The 23,150-nt window shown below is 36.7% G+C and carries 31 protein-coding genes; 24 read left to right on the plus strand and 7 right to left on the minus strand.

Annotated elements, in window-relative coordinates:
- Positions 1 to 66 precede the first annotated feature (66 nt).
- The 12 genes from ACSVDJ_RS01125 (at position 67) to ACSVDJ_RS01180 (ending at position 7,637) form a co-directional block, all read left to right on the plus strand.
- The gene (locus ACSVDJ_RS01125) at positions 67 to 237 is read left to right on the plus strand and encodes a YfhD family protein (RefSeq protein WP_439170718.1); all 171 of its coding nucleotides are present in this window, start codon (positions 67 to 69) and stop codon (positions 235 to 237) included.
- A gap of 238 nt (positions 238 to 475) precedes the next feature.
- The gene (locus ACSVDJ_RS01130) at positions 476 to 796 is read left to right on the plus strand and encodes a DUF1700 domain-containing protein (protein ID WP_439170716.1); all 321 of its coding nucleotides are present in this window, start codon (positions 476 to 478) and stop codon (positions 794 to 796) included.
- Positions 797 to 838: 42 nt separating this feature from the next.
- Positions 839 to 1,000, plus strand: a complete 162-nt coding sequence (locus ACSVDJ_RS01135; protein ID WP_439170715.1) for a hypothetical protein — start codon at positions 839 to 841, stop codon at positions 998 to 1,000.
- A gap of 331 nt (positions 1,001 to 1,331) precedes the next feature.
- Entirely contained in the window at positions 1,332 to 1,868 is a 537-nt protein-coding gene (locus ACSVDJ_RS01140; RefSeq protein ID WP_439170714.1) for a copper resistance CopC family protein, read from the plus strand.
- The gene (locus tag ACSVDJ_RS01145) at positions 1,865 to 2,962 is read left to right on the plus strand and encodes a CopD family protein (protein WP_518619793.1); all 1,098 of its coding nucleotides are present in this window, start codon (positions 1,865 to 1,867) and stop codon (positions 2,960 to 2,962) included. The genes ACSVDJ_RS01140 and ACSVDJ_RS01145 overlap by 4 nt, the downstream gene beginning before the upstream one ends.
- A gap of 298 nt (positions 2,963 to 3,260) precedes the next feature.
- A complete protein-coding gene (locus ACSVDJ_RS01150; protein ID WP_439170711.1) occupies positions 3,261 to 3,935 on the plus strand; it encodes a Crp/Fnr family transcriptional regulator in 675 nt (224 codons plus the stop codon).
- A gap of 67 nt (positions 3,936 to 4,002) precedes the next feature.
- On the plus strand, positions 4,003 to 4,671 hold the full coding sequence (pnuC, locus tag ACSVDJ_RS01155) for a nicotinamide riboside transporter PnuC (RefSeq protein WP_439170710.1): 669 nt from the start codon (positions 4,003 to 4,005) through the stop codon (positions 4,669 to 4,671).
- 17 nt (positions 4,672 to 4,688) lie between these two features.
- The gene (gene deoD / locus ACSVDJ_RS01160; protein ID WP_439170709.1) at positions 4,689 to 5,405 is read left to right on the plus strand and encodes a purine-nucleoside phosphorylase; all 717 of its coding nucleotides are present in this window, start codon (positions 4,689 to 4,691) and stop codon (positions 5,403 to 5,405) included.
- 246 nt (positions 5,406 to 5,651) lie between these two features.
- Positions 5,652 to 6,017, plus strand: a complete 366-nt coding sequence (locus ACSVDJ_RS01165; protein WP_439170708.1) for a VOC family protein — start codon at positions 5,652 to 5,654, stop codon at positions 6,015 to 6,017.
- A gap of 67 nt (positions 6,018 to 6,084) precedes the next feature.
- Positions 6,085 to 6,747 carry an ankyrin repeat domain-containing protein gene (locus ACSVDJ_RS01170; RefSeq protein WP_518620572.1) on the plus strand — a complete coding sequence of 221 codons (663 nt, stop codon included), beginning with the start codon at positions 6,085 to 6,087 and terminating at the stop codon, positions 6,745 to 6,747.
- 41 nt (positions 6,748 to 6,788) lie between these two features.
- On the plus strand, positions 6,789 to 7,358 hold the full coding sequence (locus ACSVDJ_RS01175; RefSeq protein WP_439170705.1) for a DUF4256 domain-containing protein: 570 nt from the start codon (positions 6,789 to 6,791) through the stop codon (positions 7,356 to 7,358).
- Positions 7,359 to 7,427: 69 nt separating this feature from the next.
- Entirely contained in the window at positions 7,428 to 7,637 is a 210-nt protein-coding gene (locus tag ACSVDJ_RS01180) for a hypothetical protein (RefSeq protein ID WP_439170704.1), read from the plus strand.
- A 130-nt stretch (positions 7,638 to 7,767) separates the two neighbouring features.
- On the opposite strand, the gene ACSVDJ_RS01185 is transcribed toward ACSVDJ_RS01180, so the two are convergent.
- Positions 7,768 to 8,694, minus strand: a complete 927-nt coding sequence (locus ACSVDJ_RS01185) for a helix-turn-helix transcriptional regulator (RefSeq protein WP_439170702.1) — start codon at positions 8,692 to 8,694, stop codon at positions 7,768 to 7,770.
- Positions 8,695 to 8,782: 88 nt separating this feature from the next.
- On the opposite strand from ACSVDJ_RS01185, the gene ACSVDJ_RS01190 reads away from it, so the two are divergent.
- On the plus strand, positions 8,783 to 9,226 hold the full coding sequence (locus tag ACSVDJ_RS01190; RefSeq protein ID WP_439170701.1) for a VOC family protein: 444 nt from the start codon (positions 8,783 to 8,785) through the stop codon (positions 9,224 to 9,226).
- Positions 9,227 to 9,344: 118 nt separating this feature from the next.
- Positions 9,345 to 9,500, plus strand: a complete 156-nt coding sequence (locus tag ACSVDJ_RS01195) for a DUF1540 domain-containing protein (RefSeq protein ID WP_439170700.1) — start codon at positions 9,345 to 9,347, stop codon at positions 9,498 to 9,500.
- A 112-nt stretch (positions 9,501 to 9,612) separates the two neighbouring features.
- Here ACSVDJ_RS01195 and ACSVDJ_RS01200 read toward each other — a convergent pair whose 3' ends face one another.
- A complete protein-coding gene (locus ACSVDJ_RS01200; protein WP_439170699.1) occupies positions 9,613 to 9,864 on the minus strand; it encodes a hypothetical protein in 252 nt (83 codons plus the stop codon).
- A gap of 164 nt (positions 9,865 to 10,028) precedes the next feature.
- On the opposite strand from ACSVDJ_RS01200, the gene ACSVDJ_RS01205 reads away from it, so the two are divergent.
- The 4 genes from ACSVDJ_RS01205 to ACSVDJ_RS01220 all read left to right on the plus strand — a co-directional run bounded on the left by ACSVDJ_RS01205 (position 10,029) and on the right by ACSVDJ_RS01220 (position 13,294).
- Positions 10,029 to 10,583, plus strand: a complete 555-nt coding sequence (locus ACSVDJ_RS01205) for a cupin domain-containing protein (protein WP_439170698.1) — start codon at positions 10,029 to 10,031, stop codon at positions 10,581 to 10,583.
- A 409-nt stretch (positions 10,584 to 10,992) separates the two neighbouring features.
- The gene (locus ACSVDJ_RS01210; RefSeq protein WP_439170696.1) at positions 10,993 to 11,928 is read left to right on the plus strand and encodes a DUF5692 family protein; all 936 of its coding nucleotides are present in this window, start codon (positions 10,993 to 10,995) and stop codon (positions 11,926 to 11,928) included.
- A 303-nt stretch (positions 11,929 to 12,231) separates the two neighbouring features.
- Positions 12,232 to 12,693 (plus strand): VOC family protein, encoded by a 462-nt coding sequence (locus ACSVDJ_RS01215; RefSeq protein WP_439170695.1) that lies wholly within the window; start codon positions 12,232 to 12,234, stop codon positions 12,691 to 12,693.
- Between the two features lie 118 nt (positions 12,694 to 12,811).
- Positions 12,812 to 13,294 carry a hypothetical protein gene (locus ACSVDJ_RS01220; protein ID WP_518619802.1) on the plus strand — a complete coding sequence of 161 codons (483 nt, stop codon included), beginning with the start codon at positions 12,812 to 12,814 and terminating at the stop codon, positions 13,292 to 13,294.
- A 78-nt stretch (positions 13,295 to 13,372) separates the two neighbouring features.
- Here ACSVDJ_RS01220 and ACSVDJ_RS01225 read toward each other — a convergent pair whose 3' ends face one another.
- The 4 genes from ACSVDJ_RS01225 to ACSVDJ_RS01240 are packed head-to-tail and all read right to left on the minus strand — an operon-like array spanning position 13,373 to position 16,492.
- A complete protein-coding gene (locus tag ACSVDJ_RS01225; RefSeq protein ID WP_439170692.1) occupies positions 13,373 to 14,095 on the minus strand; it encodes an amino acid ABC transporter permease in 723 nt (240 codons plus the stop codon).
- A 14-nt stretch (positions 14,096 to 14,109) separates the two neighbouring features.
- The gene (locus tag ACSVDJ_RS01230; RefSeq protein WP_439170742.1) at positions 14,110 to 14,811 is read right to left on the minus strand and encodes an amino acid ABC transporter permease; all 702 of its coding nucleotides are present in this window, start codon (positions 14,809 to 14,811) and stop codon (positions 14,110 to 14,112) included.
- A gap of 42 nt (positions 14,812 to 14,853) precedes the next feature.
- A complete protein-coding gene (locus tag ACSVDJ_RS01235; protein WP_439170691.1) occupies positions 14,854 to 15,726 on the minus strand; it encodes a transporter substrate-binding domain-containing protein in 873 nt (290 codons plus the stop codon).
- 10 nt (positions 15,727 to 15,736) lie between these two features.
- On the minus strand, positions 15,737 to 16,492 hold the full coding sequence (locus ACSVDJ_RS01240; RefSeq protein ID WP_439170689.1) for an amino acid ABC transporter ATP-binding protein: 756 nt from the start codon (positions 16,490 to 16,492) through the stop codon (positions 15,737 to 15,739).
- Positions 16,493 to 16,663: 171 nt separating this feature from the next.
- On the opposite strand from ACSVDJ_RS01240, the gene ACSVDJ_RS01245 reads away from it, so the two are divergent.
- From ACSVDJ_RS01245 to ACSVDJ_RS01265, 5 genes are all read left to right on the plus strand, one after another.
- Positions 16,664 to 17,830 carry an acyl-CoA dehydrogenase family protein gene (locus ACSVDJ_RS01245; RefSeq protein WP_439170688.1) on the plus strand — a complete coding sequence of 389 codons (1,167 nt, stop codon included), beginning with the start codon at positions 16,664 to 16,666 and terminating at the stop codon, positions 17,828 to 17,830.
- Positions 17,831 to 18,006: 176 nt separating this feature from the next.
- Positions 18,007 to 18,441: a MarR family winged helix-turn-helix transcriptional regulator gene (locus ACSVDJ_RS01250; RefSeq protein WP_439170687.1), complete on the plus strand. Its 435-nt coding sequence runs from the start codon at positions 18,007 to 18,009 to the stop codon at positions 18,439 to 18,441.
- Positions 18,442 to 18,529: 88 nt separating this feature from the next.
- Entirely contained in the window at positions 18,530 to 19,513 is a 984-nt protein-coding gene (locus ACSVDJ_RS01255) for an acrylyl-CoA reductase family protein (protein ID WP_439170740.1), read from the plus strand.
- A 257-nt stretch (positions 19,514 to 19,770) separates the two neighbouring features.
- The gene (locus tag ACSVDJ_RS01260) at positions 19,771 to 20,874 is read left to right on the plus strand and encodes an S-layer homology domain-containing protein (protein WP_518619807.1); all 1,104 of its coding nucleotides are present in this window, start codon (positions 19,771 to 19,773) and stop codon (positions 20,872 to 20,874) included.
- Positions 20,875 to 21,131: 257 nt separating this feature from the next.
- The gene (locus ACSVDJ_RS01265) at positions 21,132 to 21,587 is read left to right on the plus strand and encodes an NUDIX domain-containing protein (protein WP_439170683.1); all 456 of its coding nucleotides are present in this window, start codon (positions 21,132 to 21,134) and stop codon (positions 21,585 to 21,587) included.
- 65 nt (positions 21,588 to 21,652) lie between these two features.
- Here ACSVDJ_RS01265 and ACSVDJ_RS01270 read toward each other — a convergent pair whose 3' ends face one another.
- A complete protein-coding gene (locus ACSVDJ_RS01270) occupies positions 21,653 to 22,237 on the minus strand; it encodes a LysE family transporter (RefSeq protein ID WP_439170682.1) in 585 nt (194 codons plus the stop codon).
- 115 nt (positions 22,238 to 22,352) lie between these two features.
- On the opposite strand from ACSVDJ_RS01270, the gene ACSVDJ_RS01275 reads away from it, so the two are divergent.
- Positions 22,353 to 22,907 (plus strand): helix-turn-helix domain-containing protein, encoded by a 555-nt coding sequence (locus ACSVDJ_RS01275; protein WP_439170681.1) that lies wholly within the window; start codon positions 22,353 to 22,355, stop codon positions 22,905 to 22,907.
- Positions 22,908 to 23,150 lie beyond the last annotated feature (243 nt).

Below are 23,150 nucleotides of genomic sequence, written 5' to 3' on the forward strand. Positions count from 1 at the left end.
GAATGAAGTTAATTTAAATTACACATTCTATATGAGTATTACATTATAATGGGAGGTTTTTTTAACATGTTCAAAAGCGATAATGATCGAGTGACGAATACAGCTGGAGCTTTTCAATCAGATGGTCGAGATGTTGAATTTTCGCAAGAGCTGGCTGATCGGGATGATTTAGTTGCTCAAGAACGTTCAAAAGCAGCAGATCAAAGAGCAAAAGCAAGAAAAAATAATAACCAGTAATAGTTCTCTCACTAAAGTACAGTATGCTTGAATAACCGCGTACTGTGCTTTTTAGTGTTTAATTTGATAAGGCAAAATATAAAGAGAACATTGATATATCAAGTCATTTATCTAAAAATAGGAATGTGAAATCGGTCTAGAGTCTGATTTTATCTAAAAAAGTTTGATTATAATAAAAAGTGAGTGAAAAAGAAAATTTTTACAATGAACAATTTTTCGGAAATTGGAGGTGATATTTATGAAAAGAATTAATTATTTTGCTTTGTTCGGAGTCATATTCTTTAATATTGTCATATTTTTAGGAATTGCAATAACGTTAGTTTCACTATTATTTTCTTTGTGGACTATTGTTGTTTCGTTTGTGTTATCTCCAATTATTTTAATAGTAGTCAATCAAATGGGCCTACAAGAATTTGATATTATTCAAACAATTAGTAGCGGTATTCTTTTTATTATAGGTATTGGGTTAGCGCCATTAGCAATGAAAGCTACTCGATATTTGGGTGCTTTTTTTATTAAATATATTCAGTATAATAAAAAGGTTATTTATTCCAAATGAAATACTTGCTTATTGCACGGTGTCCTTAATTAGGAGGATTAGTTGAATATGAAATTGATTTTTCTTCATGGATTAGGTCAGTCCTCTGATGATTGGCAAGCTGTTATAGATGAACTTCCAATATCAAATACCTTGGCGATCTCATTATTTTTAGGTATTTCTCAAACAGATTCAGTAAATTTAAATAGATTAACTCCATTTTGATCAATCTTTTTTCAAAATGGAGTTTTTTAATCGTTGTTAAATAAAGATCGAAGGGGACTTTTTATTCAAACTTTCCTCTGAAATTACACCTAATGGTTAAATAATCCAGCTTGTAAAATATATTGAGTTATTAAGAAAAAGATACTAAAATACATTGGGTGTTAATAATTTTTGCAGTATAGTAACAGTGTAGCTCACGAACCTTATAGGGTTTGTCGTGGGGGTGATACACGATCGTTGTATCAATAAATGACTAAGAATCAAAAAATTGTTATGTATAGGGAAGTGAAATGTTTTGAGGAAAGCTATGTGTTTATTACTATGTCTGTGGATGGCATTTTCAACAACGGTCTCTGCTCATACTGGATTGCAAAGTGCTGATCCGGCAGAGGGAGAGACGGTCAAAGGAGAAGTGAAAGAAATTACAATGGAGTTTAATACATCCATTGAAAAGGGTAGTTTGTTCACGCTATTTGACGAAAAAGGCACAGAAATTGCGCTTGAAGATATGCAAATCGATAAAAATAAACTGATTGGAACGACAAGTGAGTCGTTGATAGAAGGACTCTATACGGTAAACTGGAGCATTGTCGGAGAAGATGGACATCTCATTAAAGGAGAATACACATTTACTGTTGCACAGAAACAGGGCAATAAAGCTGAAGGGCAACCGAGTGTCATAGATGAGTCAAAAGAGGAAGTAGCTACTATTGATAAAACAGAGAAAGAAGCCAATCAATCATCAGTTGTCGACAAAGAAGAGCAAAGCAAGACAAATCCGAGTATTGTTATCTCGATTATAACCGGCTTTTTACTTTTTGCGGCCGTTCAAACAGCTGTCTGGTTGATTAGAAGAGGGAAAAAATGATCTATGTTCTCTATCTAACCGAATTGTTATTGTATGTTTGCTTTGCTTTTTTAATGGGAGTTTTTATTATCCAATTGATTCCAGATGGTAAAAAACCGATGATCAATCTCCCTAAAAGAGGAGTTCAACTAGCCATATTAGGGGTTGTCTTTTTCTCCTTAATGCCCGTTGTCTATTTAATTTCCATGCTTCAAGAAAACATAGGCTTATCGTTATCGATTCAAAATGTGTTCTCCAGTTTTGAAGTGGGACAAGCTTGGATTCTAACATTTATTGTTTCGTTTTTCCTTTATATATTTGTTTCTATTTTCCCGATTTTCGAGAATAAACGCTATTCGCTTATTGCTCTTGTCTTTACGGTTTTTCTCATCTTTATATTGAGTTGGGCTGGGCATTCTGCGTCTTTAGACAAAATAGCGGGCTCTATTTATCACGCTATTCATTTTCTTTCTGTTAGTGTTTGGGTGGGCATTTTGTTGGTGGTCAGCTGGTTCTCAAAAAATAAAGAAAACTGGCTATCATTTTTGAAATGGTTTACACCTGTAGCGATCATCTGTTTTCTTCTTACGATCCTAACGGGATTTGTGATGATGACATTAGTGATAGAGGTGAAAGATTACGCCAATGCTTGGGTGTTGAATTACGGACAATCAATGTTGCTTAAACACTTAATTATTATTCCGATCTTCTTTTTTGCCTTCATCAATGGCTTTTGGGCGAAGAAACAACTTCAAAAGGATCTTTCCTTTCAGCTTATTCCATGGGTGAAAGCGGAAAGTGTAGTATTGTTGCTCACCTTCACAGCTACTGCCGTTCTTGGTCAACAGCCCCCGGCTTACGGAATTGATGCAACTTTAAAAAGTAACGGGATGACTCCTCTTTTTCAATATGTCTATGGTGGTACGTTACAAACTCCTGTAGCTGTTGAGTTTGGACTAAATGCGATGAGTGGACTTTTGTTTTCTTTAGCTGTTGCCTTCTTAGTACTACTTTTATGGTCATTTATGAAGAAAGCACCTGCAATTTTAGCATTTGGCATGAGTCTATTCTTTGTTATTTCCATGTACTTAGCATTGATGTTGAGTATTCAATAAACAGATTAAAAAAGTTGGCAAATCCCCCTTTTTTATTGATTTGGAAAATAAAAGGGGAGGAATAGAAAAAGATCCATCTTTAATAGTCTGATAATATAAGATAAGCGCGTGTTTTGATCGATCTTTTTTCAAAACATGCGCTTATCTTTGTCATTATACGTGTGCTCAAAGAAAGAATATTAGGACGTGTGTCCCGATTTCTTTTTTTTGAAACACTAATAGAAGGATTTTATGGAAAATATAGAGATGAATGTCCTGTCTTTATGATCGAACAAAAATATATAATGAAGGTGAGTTCATGAAAATACAATTGATTAGTAATTATGTGGAAAGTAACAAAAAAATATATGAAATGCTTAAGTATTGTCCATATGAGATATTAAAAAGTTGGTGTGTAGAACATTTTGAAAGCGGTTCAAAAATTTTTCATCAAGGTGAGGTTTACAATACGTTCAGCATTATCGTTGAAGGTCTAGCGAACATTTATGTTGTTGCTGAAAATGGAAAAAAGTATGTGCAAACTACTTATCAAACGGGTGACATGATTGGAGAGCTAGAGATCTTTCATCAACAAGCTTTTATGAGCAATGTCGAAGCAGTCACAGATGTTACGATTATTTCTTTGAAACGTGATGATTTCTTAGAGTGGTTAAAGTTAGATCAGAATTTCAACCATTACTTCATTCAAAAAACAGTGGAACTTTCCTATACCATTACGAAGAAAGATGAAAATCATAAGCTGTATTCTTTACAAGATTTAATTTGTAAAAATTTAATAGAACAGATTCCTAAAGGCAGAAGGGGTCCTGAAGGGATAGCGGTGACAATCGACAAACACGAACTTAGTGAAAAGCTCGCAGTGACACAAAGAAGCATTAACAGGGTGTTATCTAGCTTGAAAGAAAAGAAGATTATTGATATACAAAATCACGTTGTCATCATACGAGATCAAGAAAGGTTAAAGCATGATTGACTGGAAAAAATGAAAACCCTTTCGAAAGGATTTATTCATCACCATAATTAGTAAAGGAGTGTTAAAAATGATCAAAAACCCTTTGTTTGTTGTTGTTTCAACAATTGTATGTATAGTAGCGGGTTTGTACATGAACTCATCCTATATTGAAATATTTGCTTCCGTAATGGGCGTGCTGAATGTTTGGCTATTGGCACGTCAAAAAGTAATTAACTTCTTATTTGGTGCGATCACCGTGACTAGCTTTATGTATATTTACTTTCAAACCGGTTTATATGCCATGGTCGTCCTTTCGTTTGTTCAACTATTATTTAATGTTTATGGATGGTACTACTGGATTAAAAATAAAGGTGAAGAAGATGTGGCGCCAACAAGGAAATTATCTAGGCAAGGGATTATGGCATGGTCGTTTGTCATCCTGATTGCTACGGCAGTTTGGTCATTCTTTCAAATTCGATATACAGATGCCACTAGTCCGTATTTAGACGCTCTTGTAGCGGTTCTGGGGCTAGTTGGACAATATTTATTAAGCAAGAAGTTTATTGAAAACTGGTATACATGGATCGCTATGAACATTATCTTAACAGTCATTTGTGCAACAACTGGATTATACGTCATGATTATTCTTAATTTAATTAATCTATTTATTAGTATTGATGGATTATTAGAGTGGAAAAGAGACTATAAAGAGGCGAATGATCCAACAAAAGGATTAGAGAAAAGCATCGTTAGCTAGAAAGGAGTAGAGGGAAGATGAGTTTTCATATTGAAGCGAATCAAGGCGATATTGCAGAAACGGTCTTAATGCCTGGAGACCCTAAGAGAGCTAAATATATAGCGGAAACGTATTTAGAAGATGTTGTTTGTTATAATGACATTCGCGGTATTCTTGGATTCACAGGGAAGTACAAAGGGAAACGTATATCTGTACAAGGAACAGGAATGGGCATGCCGTCTATATCGATTTATTCAACTGAATTAATTCAAGAGTACGGTGTTAAGCACTTAATTCGTATCGGTTCTAGTGGAACAAAGCACCCAGATGTGAAGCAGATGGATATTGTCTTGGCGATGGGGGCATGTACGAATTCTAATATGTATAAGCATCTTTTTGGAAATTATTCTTATGCCCCATTAGCTAATTTTGAATTACTAAAAAGTGCCTATGAAATGGGGATGAAACTAAATCAATCGATTAAAGCGGGTTTAGTAGTAACAGATGACCAATTTTATGACGGGGATGAGGAAGCACGAGCCAATCTAGCGTCTTACCAAGTGTTAACGAGTGATATGGAAACAGCCGCTTTATATACAGTTGCTGCTAAATTTAATGCGAAGGCACTTTCTATTTTAACGGTTACAGACCACGACCTAACCAATCAAACTATTACGGCAAAAGAACGAGAAGTGGCTCTTAATGATATGATTGAACTAGCGTTAGAGACAAGTCTGACTTTAGATGCTTATTAGAGAAGGCCGTAAAATCGAAGCCGAAAGAATCCATTTTGATCCATTCAAAATGGATTTTTTTCAATTACTACGCCAATCCGTTCTATGCGCTAGAGGCTTCCTTTCTACGCCTGGGAAGAACGATTGTTAAGTTATAAAATATCTGTATACGATGTATGTAAGGGGAGTAAATAAGCTCCTTTTCTGTTTATAGAAAAAAGATTATAGATGATATACTGAAACTAAAGAACAAAGGGAGGTATTAAAATGAGTAGAGTTTTAAGATTTGAAATTCAAGTGCCTAACCCTGAAGAAGCAATTGAATTTTATACAAATAGTTTTGGGTGGAAGTTTGAGAAGATGCCTGGCCCACAAGATTATTGGTTTATTATTACGGGCGAGAGCAGTAAACATGGTATCGATGGTGGGTTAATGAAGTCTCCTGACGGTGCTACGAGAACTACTAATTCTATCGAAGTACCTTCAATTGATGAATACTTAAAAAAAGTGACTGAAAATGGTGGACAAATAGTTGTACCTAAAACCGCTATTCCCGCTATGGGGTACTTTGCTTATTGTTTAGATAATCAAGGGCTTCTTTTCGGAGTATCTGAAGCTAATACGGAAGCATGAAAAAACAGAATATAGGAGGGTGTATTTCGTGTGGGGGCGACTAATAATAGTCCTTGGATATCTTTTCATCCTTCAAGGCTGTGTGTCGGATAACGAAGGAGAGGGAAATAAGCAAGAAAAGGAGAGCGAAAAGGGTGTGAATGAGCAACTGATTCAAGCTGTAGAACGTAAAGAAACAGCCATGATCAACAAGCTTATTGAAGAAGGGGCAAATATTAATACCCAGGATTCAGAAGGACGTACGGCTACGATGATTGCTACTTATAATAATGATGTTGAAACAGCCAAACTTCTAATTGACGCGGGTGCGGACGTTAATATCCAGGATAACATGGGAAATAATCCCTTCTTGTATGCTGGTGCAGAAGGATATATTGATATTCTAAAACTAACGATCGAAGCAGGTGCCGATCCAGCGATTACTAATCGCTATGGAGGAACGGCTTTGATTCCTGCTTCAGAGCATGGATATGTGAATGTGGTCAAAGAACTTCTTACTAATACCGATACTGATGTGAACCATATCAATAATCTCGGTTGGACAGCCTTACTAGAAGCGATTATATTGAATGATGGAGACGAGAAACAGCAGCAAACGGTGCAACTATTGATCGATTATGGAGCAGATGTGAACATACCTGATAAAGATCATGTCACTCCTTTACAACATGCACGCGAGAAAGGTTTTAAAGAAATTGAACAAATTCTGTTAAAAACAGGAGCAAAGTAGTCGGGGGATATCAAATTGCACGACAACAAGGAGGACGTAATATGACGAATAGTAATAAAAAGGAATTGTCATTAGAACAACTTGAAGAGTTACTTAAAGCATTACAAGACCGTTTTGAGAAAAATATGCATCGTCATCAAGGGCTTGAATGGGCTAAAATCCAAGAAAAGCTAGAGGCTAATACTGAAAAGCTATGGTCGCTCAATGAAATGGAAACGACCGCTGGAGAACCGGACGTTGTTGATTATGATGAAAAGAAGGACGAATACATTTTTTATGATTGTTCAGCGGAAAGTCCTAAAGGTCGCAGAAGTGTTTGTTATGATCGTGAAGCGCTCGAATCAAGAAAGAAACATAAACCAGAAAATAATGCGATCGATATGGCAGCTGCCATGGGCATTGAGCTATTAACGGAAGAACAATATCGAGCGTTGCAGACGCTTGAAAGTTTTGATAAGAAAACGTCGAGTTGGGTGCAAACACCTTCTGATATTAGAGAACTCGGTGGTGCCCTTTTTTGCGATTATCGCTTCGGGCATGTTTTCGTGTATCATAATGGAGCAGACTCCTACTATGCCGCTAGAGGTTTTCGCGGCTCGCTAAGGGTCTGAACTGTACACAGGAAGCTGAATTCTTTTTATTCAGTGATAAAATATAGAGGGGAATAACGGTGTAAGAGAATGAATAAAAGATGGACGATCGAAAAAATTAAAGAATTTGTTGAGAACAATTCGGAAAGTAAGTTATTAACGACGGAATATCATGGTTTTTCTCAAAAGTTATTATTTAAATGCGCATGTGGCAGCAATTTTGAAAAAACATTTACGAAATTCAAGAAAAATAACCAACGTAAATGTGACGTATGCCAACCACCAAAAGCATCACGCTAAACGAAGTGCCGATTTCTATTAAAAAGAAGTCGGCGCTATTTTTATCCCGCATTAACATGATAGAAGAAGCGTAAGACGTAGGTCGCAAGGTGCAGGTTACAAAGGCGTTGCGACATTAGTCTTTGTTCACTTAAATAGTATCAATTAAATCTCTATAATATTGTCTTAATTCTTCTTTCAAAGTGATAGGCTCTATTATTTTTAGCGATTTTCCAAAGCGGGCAAGATAGTTAATGATGAAGTCAATTTCGGTTGGCTCATACGAACCGACCACATATGTATTTTCTGTCTCGTAGATTAACTTCATTGAAGGGTAGTGTTCTTGTTGAAATTGCTCTATACCAGCTTGACTAATTAGACATTTAAAAGGAACCCCTTGTTCAGATGGCTGCCAAAGTGAATGAGCATTTTGGATAGTAATTTCTTTTAAATCCACTAATGGATCGATATTTGTTGTTTCAGCTGAGGTTATACGATCGCAACGGAAAACACGGTAAGCCTCTTTATTGATATCATAAGCTTGACAATACCAATAGCCTTTCATCGAGTAAATAGCGATTGGTTGAATGGTACGAGTGCTCTGTTGATAATCTATTTTTAATACGCTATTTTTCACAGCGGCCGTTAGTAAAGTTTCTAAATGTGCACTATCTTTGACTTGTTCTGTATGTCGAAAGGATATTCGATGTTGCATTCTCTCTATATCTTGCCTTTGGCTTTCCGATAATTCATTGATAAATTTTTCATGAATGGAATGAAAAGATACTTGAAACGGTAAATTTGTAAAGCTTTGAAGGGCTTGCATGGCGAAGTAAAGTGCATAAATTTCTTGGCTGTTAAAAGAAATAGGAGGAAGCTGCATTGGATTAAGTAAACGATAACCCCCATTTCGGCCGTATTCTGCATAAATCGGTGCGCCTATTTCCTCTAATGAAGCGATGTCTCTTAATGCTGTTCTTTTTGAAATTTGAAACTCATGCATTAAATCTTGGAGGGTAAAATGTTGTTTTTGGTTGATGAAGCGTAGCATTTGATGGATACGTTCTGATTTTTTCATAAAAAACCCCGCTTAATGGTGCCTTAATTTGTCACCTTTATTGACTATACTTGAAAGTGTAATCAATATGGATGAAGGAGGCAACAAAATGAAGCTTGAAGTTATCCCGTTTTTATCTTTGAATGGGGACGCTGCGGCAGCCATTGCATTTTATGAAAAATATTTAGGTGCTAACGTTCTCTTTAAGAAAAATTACAAAGAAATGAAGGAAATGAGCCCTAATTTTCATTATGAAGAGGGTCAAGATGAATATATTACCCATTCTGTTTTGGAAATCGGTGCTAATAAATTAATGATTGCGGAGGAGGAGATGGACACTTCACAGCCTTGGCAATTAGGTAATAGCTCTTCATTGTGTATTCAATCTAAAGATAAGCATGTAATTAGTAAGCTTTATGAAGTTCTTGTTCAACACGAGCAGGTGACCGTTCTAGTACCATTTGAAGAAAATTCGTTTAGTCCGGGCTATGGGATTATACGAGATCCGTTTGGAATTGTTATACAGCTTTGTGTAACAGTGCATGATTTTTAATATGGTAGGTTCCACTAGTTAATAACGGCATTCGACAAGGATCATACGACAATAAATAAAAAAACAGTATCAACCACCTCATATTTGTTAATGATAACAAAAGAGGAGGTGTGATACTATGGCTCAAGATGTTCTTTGTGAAGTGAACAACTGCAAATTTTGGAATTCTGGAAACAAATGCAATGCTGATGCTATTTATGTAGTCAGTCATAAGGGCAAGCAAGCATCCAATAGTGAAGAAACGGATTGTAAAACATTTGTACCAGAGGCTTAGTTTTTTAGGGTAACCATCAAGGTGGTTACCCTTCCTTAATTATATTATTGATAATAAATATCATTTTCATTCATAATTGCTAAATTATTTTTATGTTTCTTTTCAAAAGGAGTTAAGGGTGAAACTGGATCTTTTTTTTATTTTTGAATAGCTGGTAATGAGCATTTTCTACTTTTTCCTCTACATAGTCGATTGAATAATGACCTAATGGATCTGCCAAATCGCCGATTGCCCGAGATAAATTGTCAATCATCAGCTTTAGTGGATCAGATGGTTTTAAATCTTCCCTGAAGCTCATCTCATCCATAATTTCATGAGCAAGGTGCTGAATTCGCCGTAAGCGAATTGTTTTTTTCTGTCTCATCTACTCATCCTCCCTTAGGTGCCCGTTTATATTGTTTAAATATATGGTTAATAGCAGGGAATTATGAGTGGATTCACTTGGCTTTGGATAAGCTTCTTCACGTACATCGTCTAAACAGAGTGCATAGGATAATGTTATATATCATTATGAAGGGAGTGTGAACGATGTACTATGTTCCTTGTATGTATCCACGTCCGTATTATACCTACTTAACTGTAGATAACTATGGAAGGCAATTTATTTATTGGGCGGAAGTACAGCCTGTCAATCGATTGGCTTCTCTATACTTTTCAAACGATGGAGGCAACATTGTATTGAAAGATTACGGTACAAAACCATTTGTTGTGAATATTGATGAGGCAACTAAGCAAAATCGTACATTTCGTACAGCTTTATGGACGGGAAATCATTTGCAAGTGACTGTGATGAGCATCAATGCTGGAGAAGATATCGGTTTAGAAATGCATCCTACAGTTGATCAATTTTTACGCATTGAAGAAGGGCAAGGAATAGTTCGAATGGGGAATACGAAGGATCATTTATCTTTTGAAGAACGGGTTTATGATGATTATGCCATCATGGTGCCTGCTGGTACATGGCATAATATTATCAATACGGGAAATAAGCCACTTAAACTTTACACGATCTATGCACCGCCTGAACATCCATTTGGGACAGTTCATAAAACGAAAGCAGACGCAATGGCTGCAGAGTATTAAAAAGTATTATTCATTTCTAGTATTTTGAAAAGCAGTTGCCTTCAATTAGCACGAAAATAAAATGATTAAATACTTTTTCCAAAAAAACTCAAATTGGAATATATTCTTCTCATACGTCATTCAAATTTCACTAACTAATTAATAAAATAATAATTTAAGGAAGGATTCTGTCGTTAATTTTTTCTTATAATATTGTTTATGAGAACGTGTCCTTTTTAATGGATTTGGTCAGGTCACTACCTGACTAATTCATTAAAAAGGACTTTTTCTTTATGTGGAATTAGTATGAATTATTAAAAAATAACTTTATTGTGAATAAATTCACAAACTTATATAAAAAAATTAACTTTATTGTTATAATTTATCTGTAAAAAACAAATTTTACATATCATATTGGAGGTAAAATGTTATGGGCATATTGTATGAAGAAATCGGATTTATAGGGTGGGGAATAGCTCTATTTATCCTCTTAGCTTTGATGGCGTTTAATGAGCTTGGTCGCACTACTAAGTGGGGTGGACTGGTATTATTTTTAATTATTCCTACAGTACTGACTATTTTTGTTTGGCCAACTACGGCAGCTCCAGGTAATGAGTATGGCACAGGGAACTGGTTCAACTGGGTCAAGACCTACTCAGCTCTTGCAGGGTGTCTTGGGTTTATGGCTCTGCGGTATATTCCTTCATTAGCTAAAAAAAAGTGGGTATTATTATTCCCACCATTAATTTTAGCCATTAATATTTTGGAGGCGGTTATTCGTGACTTTCAAGTATATACGTATGGAGAGTGGAACGGCGCATTTATAGATAACCTTTGGTTGATGTCAGGTCCTTGGAATATCATGAACGGTATTGCAGGGCTGCTTAATATTATCGCTATTTGTGGATGGGTTGGAATTTATATATCTAAAGATAAATCAAAGAATATGATCTGGCCTGATATGATCTGGCCGTGGATTATTGCTTATGACTTATGGAACTTTGCTTATACCTATAACTGTATTTCTGACCATTCATTTTACTGCGGTGTCATACTGCTATTCTCTTGTACAATACCTGCTTTCTTTATCAAAAAAGGAGCATGGTTGCAGCACCGTGCACATACGTTGGGATTATGGACGATGTTTATTATGACAGTTCCACAGTTCGCAGATGTTACAGCGCCTGTACCTACTACTCATAACCCAACTGCATTCTTTATTGTAAGTTTTATAGCCTTAGTTGCTAACATTGCGCTTGTAGTTTATCAGTTTAATAAAATCCGTAAAAATAAACTTAACCCGCTTACAGCAGAAATTTATACAGATACATATGCATACAAAAGAGTCAATGCGGAGAATATGTAATCAATTAAAAATGTGATAGCCGCTTTCTAATAGGGCATGAAAAAACAACGAGATCCGATATATAGTCGTTTCCCGTTGTTTTTTTGTTTAGGAGTAGCGGGATGAACTAGAATTCTAGGTTCTGAGGGTGGCTTTTTTTCATATCGTTTCATGTCGAATTATGAATCAACCCTAAGTTATGGTGATGAACCTAATTTTCGCTTTATCTCATTAGTACTACCGTTGCAAGAGAATTGAAGGTGGTTGGATTTTCCTGTAATGTTAATTGATAAATATATTCATATTAACTAAGGGGATGAAGACTTGATCAAGGGGCTATATGAAGCACATTTGCCGGTGAAGAGTTTAGAGAATTCGGTGAAATTTTATAAGGATTTGGGGTTGAAAGTAGCTTGGCGTAATGAAAGTACGGCGTTTTTTTGGATAGAAGAAGGAAAGAGTTGGTTAGGTCTATGGGAAGGAAATGAGTATCAAACTATATATCATCCTTCTTTACGGCAAATCGCTTTTCGAGTTTCATATGAAGATTTGAAAGCGTCATTAAAATGGTTAGATTCGATAGGCGTGGAGGCTGTTCCATTTGATGATGGGAAATCGATCCATCCATTTGTTCGACCGAATCAAGGGAATGCATCCGTCTATTTCAATGATCCAGACGGAAACAGTTTAGAATTGATGTGTTATGTGGAAGTTCCTAACCATTTAAAGCATATTACAGATAAGCTGTCTTTTGCGGAATGGGAAAAATTAATTAGTAGCAATTAAAGTGATCAAGGGCATTATGCATGTTTTGGAGCGAAGGTTATGGATGGGGAAATGACAATTGAAGATAAGAGAGAAATTTTCGAAATAAAATGGGGGATATAGAGACGGTGACAATGGAATGAAAGGAGGAGAAGGAGTGTCTGCTATCACATTTTTAGCTTCATCAACACCTTTTGAAATACCGGCTGAAATACAAGCATACAACGATCGTAGAGTATTTGAGAGAGAAGAAGACCTTCTGCATCTATATGTTATAGATGCAGAAAAATATGGTTGGAGTGGCGTTGTAAAAGGTTATTTTTCACTCCCATATATTTATGAGATTGTAGGGGCTGATACAAATCTATTTTTGCTATATCTCGAAAAGTATATGGAAATGGGAGACGTGCTAGAATTATTACATATGCCGAATCAACATAATGAAGACTATTATTTGGAGAAAATTGAAAGAAATCCGAGCGATATATACATAAATGTCGGTAGTCTAACCTATCAAAATGAATATATGACCTATCGATTAGATCCTGAAAATTGGAAAGTAGAATTAAGTAATAAAACTTATCTAACAGAGCATGGAATAACGAAAATTGTGAAGTATTAAGAGGATTTATTATCATATGAAACGTTTAGTTATACATAAGAAGGGCGTGTCTCTAAGCGGACAGCCCTATCCTTCTTTTTATTGTACAGCAGCAGTTGTTTTTCGTTTATATATGCTCACATATTTCTCTAAGTAATGGAATGCTACTTCAAGTAATAAGCAAATCACCCAATAAATAATCGAGGCGACTAAGTACATTTCTAAGAAATTATATCCTTGATTAGCGATAATTTTAGAGATAGCGATAATTTCAACTACTTTAACGGCAAATGCCAGTGAGGTGGACTTGATCAAATTAATAAAGATATTCCCCATGTTGGGCAATGCCATCACGATCATTTGAGGAAAGACAACACGACATAATCCTTGCCACGTTGTCATTCCTACACTATAGCAAGCTTCCATTTGCCCTCTCGCAACTGAGTTTAAGGAGGCGCGGAAAATTTCTGCTGTATAGGCAGAGGCGTTCATCGAATAGACGATAAATGCATACCACAATGGGGAAATGGCATCTGCATTCCAAGTGGTAGCCCATGTTTGATTGATCCAGTTCATCAGTTCTGGCATTCCGTAAAAGAATACATATAATTGCACAAGCAGGGGGGTTCCTCGTATAAAAGAAATATAAACGGCTGTTATCTGATTGAGTACGGGAACTTTATACACACGAAGAAGCGCTAATCCTAGCCCAGCAAGGGAGCCGATAATAATAGACACAACGGCTATAAGCAAGGTAACCGGCACACCTTTTAATACTTCAGGAAAATGCTCAATCGCAAAATTTATATCAAATATTTCCATTTAACATCTTCCTCCTAAGATCTCGCTACGGTCGTGCGTCCTTTTTTCAAGCGCTGTTCTAATTGATGAATGCTGATTTCTATAAATGCACACGTTCCCCAATAAACGATCGAAATCACAACATATACTTGAAACATGCCTAAGCCGTAATTATTTCCAATAATCAGACGAACTTGCCCCATAATGTCCACGACACCAATAGTGAAGGCGAGGGCCGTATCTTTTAACAACTCAATAATTGTATTGCCCATGTTTGGCAATGAGATCACGAATGCTTGCGGCAAGATCACTCGGCGTAGCGCCTGGGAATAGGTCATCCCAACACTATAACAAGCTTCTAATTGATCCTCGCCTACCGCAACGTAAGCTGAACGAATTGTTTCGGATAAATACGCTGAAATATGCAGTGAGAATGTCGCAATTGCAAATAGTAAAGGAGCTAAATCATTAATATAAATACCGAAAGCCATGAGTAATTGTGGCAAGCCAAAATACATTAAAAATAGTTGGACAAGCAACGGCGTACATCGTGTAAATGAAATGAACACCGTTACTAGCTGATGTAAAATCGGTACTTTACGAATTCGTATAATAGCCATCAATGTCCCGAAAGCTAATCCTAAAATAAGCGATGCAACAAGCATCCAAATGGTAATAGGGAGCCTAGCTAACACCTGTTGAAAAAGGTCGCTCCACTGATGAATGGAAGCATCCATCACATTTCACCTTCCTAAAAAATAGAGAGCTTTGATCGCTCTCTATTTATTTTCATTGTCAAATTTATATTGTTCTTGATTGATATAATCTAAATCCTCAAAGAAATCGACTTCGAACCATTTTTCAGCTAACTTTGATAGTGTCCCATCTTTTTTAAGCTCCTCTGTCGCTGTATTAATCTCTTGTTGAAGCTCTTCATTTTGCTTGTTGTATACAATGAACACAGGTTCTTTTGAAACGACTCCACCTACTTTAAGATCTAAATTCAATTCCTTTTGAATCGCATCAAATGTAGAAATATTTAAAAAGACCGCATCATATTTGCCGTTAGCTAATCCTTTTAAGTTATCTGCGTTCGATGGCTGCTCTATCGTTTCAATTTCGACTGCATCATTTGGGTTTTTCTCATTATAGCTATTGAGAATAGTACGTAAGCCGCCACTTGGAGACATTGGGGCGAGCTTTTTCCCTTTTAAATCTTTCAACGTTTTAATATCATTTGTATCATTTCGTGTAATCAGTGCAGTCATCGAGTACCCATATTCAGGATTTCCATATAAAAATTTTGCTTCGCGCTCTGGATTTTTGAAAAACCAATTGATCGCAAAATCAAATTTTTTGGTACTCACACCAATTAAATTTCCTTCTTCCTCACCAAACTGATAATCAAATTGATATTTATCGTCTAATTTCTTCTCTACTGCCTCTAAATAATCGATATCATAGCCAATCGGATTATTTTTATCATCTGTATACAAAAATGGCGGATTCACTTCATCACTTAAGGCGACTTTAATGATTTCCTTACCGTCCTTTGTTTTTTCATTCTCTTCCGATGAACCGCAGGCAGTAAACACACCGCCTACTAAGCTTATTCCTAATAGGAATGCGCCAATTTTCTTTAATTTCATCATGCTCGCCCCTTTAAATGATATATTCTGGTTCTCTAATTAATCTGCGTAAAAACTGTTTCGTTCGCTCCTTTGAAGGATGCACAATGACTTGTTCGGGTGTGCCTTCTTCGATAATATGTCCACCGTCCATAAAGACAACATGATTGGCAACCTCACGCGCGAAATCTATTTCATGTGTAACAACAATCATTGTAATGCCTTCACGGGCAATGGTTTTCATCAATTGCAGCACTTCGCCCACCATTTCCGGGTCTAATGCTGAAGTTGGCTCATCGAATAAAATGACTTCTGGATTCAAGGCTAAAGCTCTAGCGATACCTACACGCTGTTGCTGTCCCCCTGAAAGGCTAGATGGATAATCGTTCATCTTTTCAATCAGTCCTACTTTTTCTAACAATGATTTGGCTATCTTATTAGCCTCCTCTTTCGATTTCTTTTGAGCGACGATTAAGCCTTCTGTAATATTTTCGATCACCGTTTTATTTTGGAACAGATTATAGTTCTGAAAAACCATTGCTGTTTTACGGCGTAAATGTAAAATTTGTTTTTTGGAAGGCTTCTCGGCATTGATCGTTAAATCGTTGCCAATTTGTATCATTCCTTTATCAGGATTTTCTAAATAATTAATACAGCGAAGTAAGGTTGTTTTTCCAGAACCTGAAGGACCTATAATAGTCATGACATCGCCTTTTTTCACTTCTAGGTCGATTCCTTTTAGTACTTCATTGTCTTTAAATCGTTTATGTATGCCTGTTAATTTGATCACGGTCTCACCTACTATTCAGGTTTTTAATTTTTTGAATATATCGGTAATCTATCACAACAATTCTTACCTGTAAAGTATGTTTTATTTTTTAATATATGGATTTTTTAAGTAGTCTTATGTATGATTAAATAAAATCTTATAAGTTAACTATGAATTAGGAGGATATTATATATGAATTCCGTTCAAGACTTTGTAAGAACTACGGATCAGCAACAAATCATTGATCAATTACATAGATTAAAAAAACAAATAATCGAAAGAGGTATTCAAGCAGATAAAGAAAATAGTTTCCCTTTTGATAGTTTTCAAGATTTATTGTCGATCGGCTACAATCAGCTGACGGTACCTAAAGAATACGGCGGAAAAGGTTTTGGGATTTATGACATGTTATTGTTTCAAGAAACACTTGCCAGCTTTGATGGACCAACCGCTCTAGCGATTGGTTGGCAGCTTGGGGTTGTTGGTGAAATTTATGAAAAACAAGCATGGTCTGAAAATCAACTGCAACAATTTGCGGACGAAATCGTGCATAACGGTGCGCTCGTTAACCGTGCCGTTAGTGAGGCCATTACAGGTAGTCCTACACGTGGTGGGCGTCCAGGAACCAATGCTGAGTTTATCGATGGGAAATGGCATATCTCTGGTAGGAAAAGCTTTATGACACTTTCGTATGCCCTTACACATTATTTAACTTCTGCGTGGATTGAAGAAAAGCAAGCAGTTGGCTTCTTTTTAATTCCTAAAGAAACAGAAGGGGTGTCCATTGAAGAAACTTGGGATGTGATGGCGATGCGCGGAACAGCTAGTCATGACCTTATTTTAGATCAGATTATCGTTCCGGAAGAGGCTTTAGTGGAAGTGAATGACGGGCCTCGCAGCAATAAAATTAATGGCTGGGCTCTCCATATTCCAGCTGTATATTTAGGAATCGCCCAGGCGGCTCGCGATTATGCCCTGCATTTTGCTAGTACCTATTCGCCGAATAGTTTGCCAGGCCCTGTTGCCGAACTGCCTCACGTCCAAGAAAAATTAGGCCAAATCGAACTAAAGTTAATGAATGCCCGTCATTTTCTATATAGTGCGGCTAGCCAGTTTGAGAATCCTGCAACACATGCATCGATTACAAATGAATTAGGCGCTGCGAAGTATATCGTTGTGAATCACGCCATTGAAATTGTAGATTTAGCGATGCGTATTGTAGGGGCGAAAAGCTTACAAAACAGCAATCCGCTGAGCCGTTATTATCGTGATGTGCGAGCGGGCTTACACAACCCTCCGATGGATGATATGACCATTAGCAAACTAGCTCAAACAGCGATAGCTAGCATGAAACGATAGAAAGAATGTACATTTTTAATAAAAAGGAGTTCATCGCTTATATATAGTAGATGGTGAACTTCTTTTTTTGTGTCCGCTGTATTTTATGTGTTTTTTTGAATTTGACATACGATGCTTCTCTTGACATGGCATCTTTTACGTGTTAATTTGTATATGCAAATGAGAGGTGAAAATATATGAAAATGGATGAATCTATTTTATCTATGTGTTTATATTTCACAGCGAATCGATTTGCTCGTTCTATGACAAAAATAGCCGAGGAAGTGTTTGCAAAGACGGGGCTATCTCCGACGTATATGTATATACTTGTTATTGTGAATCAGTATCCAGGGATTACTCAAAAAGAGTTATGTGAAAAATTATCAATCGCTCCCTCGACAAGTACAAGATTCATCAATAAATTAGAAAAGGAAAGTTTAGTGCAGCGACGTGTCAAATGGAAAGAGACGCACATACATTTAACAGAAAATGGTGTGAATCTTTGTGAAGACATTGACAAGTACTTTTATGAATTTAACAAGAAGTATACATCTATTTTGGGAGAAGAAAGAAGTCACGATCTAGCAAAAGCACTTTATGAATCGAGTGAAATCTTAAAAAAAGAGGAATAAGCACTCTTTTTTTTCACTTATCATTTGTATATACAAATAAAATAAGTTGCTATGATTTTTATGTGAACGAAAGGATATGATGAAGAAAATGAATACTTTCCAAGCGCTAGTATTAGATAAAGTAAATGATCAAACAGAATTAGAAGTGAAGGAATTGACAATGGCTGATCTTCCAGAAGGGGAAGTAACGATTCGAGTGGCTTATTCGAGCGTGAATTTTAAGGATGGTTTTGTGGCATTTGAAAACAGTCTTGTAAAATCCTATCCTTTAGTACCTGGAATAGATTTAGCTGGAACGATTATGAATTCAACAGATGATCGTTTTAAAACAGGTGATGAGGTCATTGTGACTAGCTATCAGTTAGGTACTGGGCGTTTTGGAGGATTTAGTGAAGTGGCTCGTGTGCCTGCTGATTGGGTTGTCCCTCTTCCGAAAGGGTTATCATTAAAGGAGGCTATGATTCTTGGTACAGCCGGATTTACTGCGGCATTATCTGTTCAACGCCTTGAAGATAATGGATTAGAGCCTAATCAAGGGCCTGTGTTAGTAGCTGGTGCTACGGGCGGTGTGGGAAGTATCGCTGTTAATCTGTTAGCAAATAGGGGCTATGAGGTTGTAGCTAGTACAGGAAAAGCGAAGGAAGCGGCTTACTTAAAACAATTAGGAGCGAAACAAATTATTGATCGTCACGAAGTAATGGATACAGAGCCTACTCCAATGCGTGAAGAAAAATGGGCAGGTGCGATCGATCCTGTAGGTGGGGAAACACTTCAGTATATATTGAGTTCCTTGAAATATGGGGGATCTGTCGCTACAAGTGGTTTTACTGGTGGATTAGAAGTTTCTACAACGGTGATGCCTCACATTTTAAGAGGTGTCAATTGGATCGGTATTGATTCTGTTGAATGCCCAATGGATAAACGATTACAAGTGTGGAATCGCCTTGCAGATGATTTAAAACCAACGTTATTTGATGAAATCGTCAATGAAGTATCATTGCAAGAGCTTCCGAGCGTATTGGCTAATATTTTAGAAGGAAAAGTTCGCGGAAGAACGATTGTTAAGCTATAAAGTGAAACAGTATCGAAAACAGAACACGCCTGTCATTGGATAGGCGTGTTCTGTTTTTTCTTGTTCGTTTGTATAGTAGTTGTGTTCAAAAAACTTATTCCAATTAGAGGGTAATTTTAATATATTTACTAGAACTTCATCATTGTAAATAGGTATAAACAACCTGTTTTATAAGTTGTTAACAAGCTATACTGAAGTTCAATTTATATTAATCTACTGGAAGAGAGGAACATAATTTGAAAGCACTTCGAATTTTCATGTCTTTATTATTATTAGGTGGTTTGCTTTCTGCTACACCGGCTTCGGCTGCTGTAAAGTCGATTGACCATTATGATATTGGAGATATCGGCCCTAATTATCGGTTTTATGAAGCTATTGAACGCTTTGTGTATACGGATATCATTGATGGATATTTGCAATCGGATTCGTATGAAGAAGATGGTGAAATATATGAGTATTCATATGTTGACGTTCGTCCAAATGAAAAAATTACGCGAGCGCAGTTTACGAAAATTTTAGTGAATTCCTTGTCTCTTAAGGCGGGTGCAAATGCGAAGGGATTTCCGGATGTGAAAGCATCGAAATGGTATTATGACTACGTTCGTATTGCGAGCAGCCAAGGGATTATTTCGGGATACTCTGATGGGAAATTTCATCCCGGTGCAAATATTACACGTGATCAAATGGCGGCTATGATTTATCGTGCGTTCAGTCATACAATCACATTCCCAGCGTCAGCAAACACATTTAAAGATGTCCCATCGACTAGCTTTGCTTATGAGGCGATTGGAAAATTAGCGGCTACTGGAATTGTTCAAGGATATGGCGATACATTTAAGCCGCATAGTCATGCGACTCGCGGCCAAGCCATTGCGATCATTGATAGAGCCATGCATCAAGAAAGTGGTTTAGGAGAAGATATGGCGGCTGTTACAGAAATTGTTAACCGTAATATCAACGAAGGATACGAATTGACGAAGGAACAAAATCTATCAGCACTTGAAGTACTTTATCATGAAACGGCAACGGGCTACTACTTGTCTTACTCATTGGAAAGTATGGGGCTGTTGGGCGATGTTGAAGGAGCGGAAGAAACTACTTCCATTGAACCAATTGGCACTCATTCTCTTGATATCGTGACGGTTAGAAAACGAGTGGCGGAAGTGAGAATTGATAACTTAAAGTATAAAGTCTCATTTACATCGCCAGATATGTCCTTCACAGTGAACATGGACGCTTCAGGAAATGCGCACTTGAAAAAAGATGCAGACGGCAAGTGGAAGATTTATAATATTGTCTTGGATGAAGAACTTGGAGAAGAGTGGATGACAGAAGCTGCTGCAGCGGCGAACGCATCCTAATCAATGGTTATATAGGGCGATCTCGAGAGCGGATGATACCAGCTTTTGAGATCGCCCTGCTTTTTTTGTCCCGCATTAACGGGCAGTAAGATCCCTACCTCAAAATTCAGCGAAAAGCAAAGCAGTTAGGTTGGGAATCAACTGCCCGTAAAAGCCCGATTGGTTCAACTAATAATCAGTGGGGGATGAAGAAAACCCCCACTGATTAAAGTTTCACTTTATGGTAAAATACAGGAGGTTTGTTAGGAGGGATATGTATGAGTATTAGAAACTCAGCAAAAGCGATTATTATTGAAGGAGACAAGGTTTTATTAACAAAAAATCAAGATGACGAAGGATATTTTTATCTGTTTCCGGGCGGTGGGCAAGAACACGGTGAAACGATTCATCAAGCATTAGTAAGAGAGTGTATAGAAGAAGTGGGGAAAGAAGTAGACATCGGAGAGCTACTTCATATTCGCGAGTACATAGGAAAAAATCACGAGCATGCTTCATTTGATTTTCATGCGCACCAAGTCGAATATTATTTTATTTGCTACCTAGTAGGTGATGATCATAAGCCGACCAATCCAGATAGCCATCAAGTAGGAATCGAATGGATACCTGTTCATGATTTGCTTCAATATAAAATTTACCCGAAAGAGATAAGAAAACATATCATTAAGTATGTTAATAATGAAAAGTCTCCGGTTTATTTAGGGGATGTGAATTAAATTGTTGTTCAACAAAAAGGTGACTCAATAGACAAATGGAGTCACCTTTTTTCTTATCCTACTGTCTATTTGATCAAAATGGACACAGCACTATAGACCAATAAAATGGCCATCATTAGGTTAAACGGCTTTCTGTATTGTAATAAGAACTTTTGAAACATCGAGCCGAATAGACTCCAGCTAAATGTACTCATGAAACCGACGATTCCTAAAAATAATGAGAAAAGCAGATAACTGAAATAAGAAGTGTAATAAGGAAGGATAAAGGTTGCGACAACTGTAATCCCAAAAAGAATGCCTTTCGGGTTAACAAACTGTAATAAAATACCGATGAAGAAAAAGTTTCTGTTGCCTTCATCACTGCCATTATCTATATCTTTACTAGTAAGAATTTTGAAAGCTAAATATAACATATAAGCTACACCGAAGATGGTTAATGGAAGTTCAATAATGGGCATGACACTTGTAAGTAAAAGGTTAAAAACGCTGCACAATAATGTGATTACAAAAAATCCGACACTTACTCCTAAAGAAAAGGGAAGTGTTTTTTTTAATCCATGTTTATTCGCCAATGCCATTGCCATGATGTTATTAGGGCCTGGTGTAAAGCTAGTAATAAAAACAAACAATAAAAATGAAAATAAAGGCATTTTTGAACCTCCTTTTTGTGTTGTGTGTTATAATGTCCAAAATGGACGGTATAACGTTTTTTATTTTTATTGTATATTACGATCGTGATATTGTAAATAATGAAGAGGTGATTTGATGGAGGAAATTCATCTGATTTTGGCAAAGAATTTAAAAGCGATTCGAGAGCGGGAGAAATTAAGTTTGGAAAAAGTCTCTCAATTAAGCGGGGTCAGCAAGACGATGATCGGACAAATTGAAAGAGGAGAATCCAGCCCAACTCTTACAACTATTTGGAAAATAGCTAATGGGTTAAAGGTTTCTTTTACGTCTTTAATCAATAACCCGCAACCGGATACGACCGTCATTTTAAAAGATGAGATTCAAGTATTATCTGAGGACAATGGAAGATATAGAGTATATTCTTACTTTCCTTTCCAGGAGGATAGACGCTTTGAAATTTACTCTGTTGAGATTGAAAAAGGCGGGATAGTACGTTCTGATTCCCATAAAGAAGGAACCGAGGAGTTTATTACGGTTTTTGATGGCGAAGTAACGGTTGATGTCAATGAATGCAAATATAAGCTAAAAAGCGGTGATTCCATCAGATTTAAGGCGGATCGACCTCACACATATTATAATTCTGGTGAGACGTTAGCGCGACTGAGTATGACGATCTATTATCCGCTCTAAAAGCATGATTTCGAAAACGATGATAGAAGGAAAGTTAGTAAAAGCGAACTTTCTATCTGGTTTTTTCTCTGTCAGTTAGGGAGGAAGAAGTGATCGATTGGCTATTCATAGGTGCGGTTTTTTGCCAAGGGAGAGCATTTATTGGGAAATGTAAGTGATTAGTAGGGATTTGTAGCATACTTAGTTTAAGACTATATAGGAGCCAGAATTTTGGTCTATTTCCTCCTTTACATGCTTTTTGTT

Source organism: Bacillus sp. Hm123, from assembly GCF_051842975.2.
Taxonomy (GTDB): Bacteria; Bacillota; Bacilli; order Bacillales; family Domibacillaceae; genus Bacillus_CE.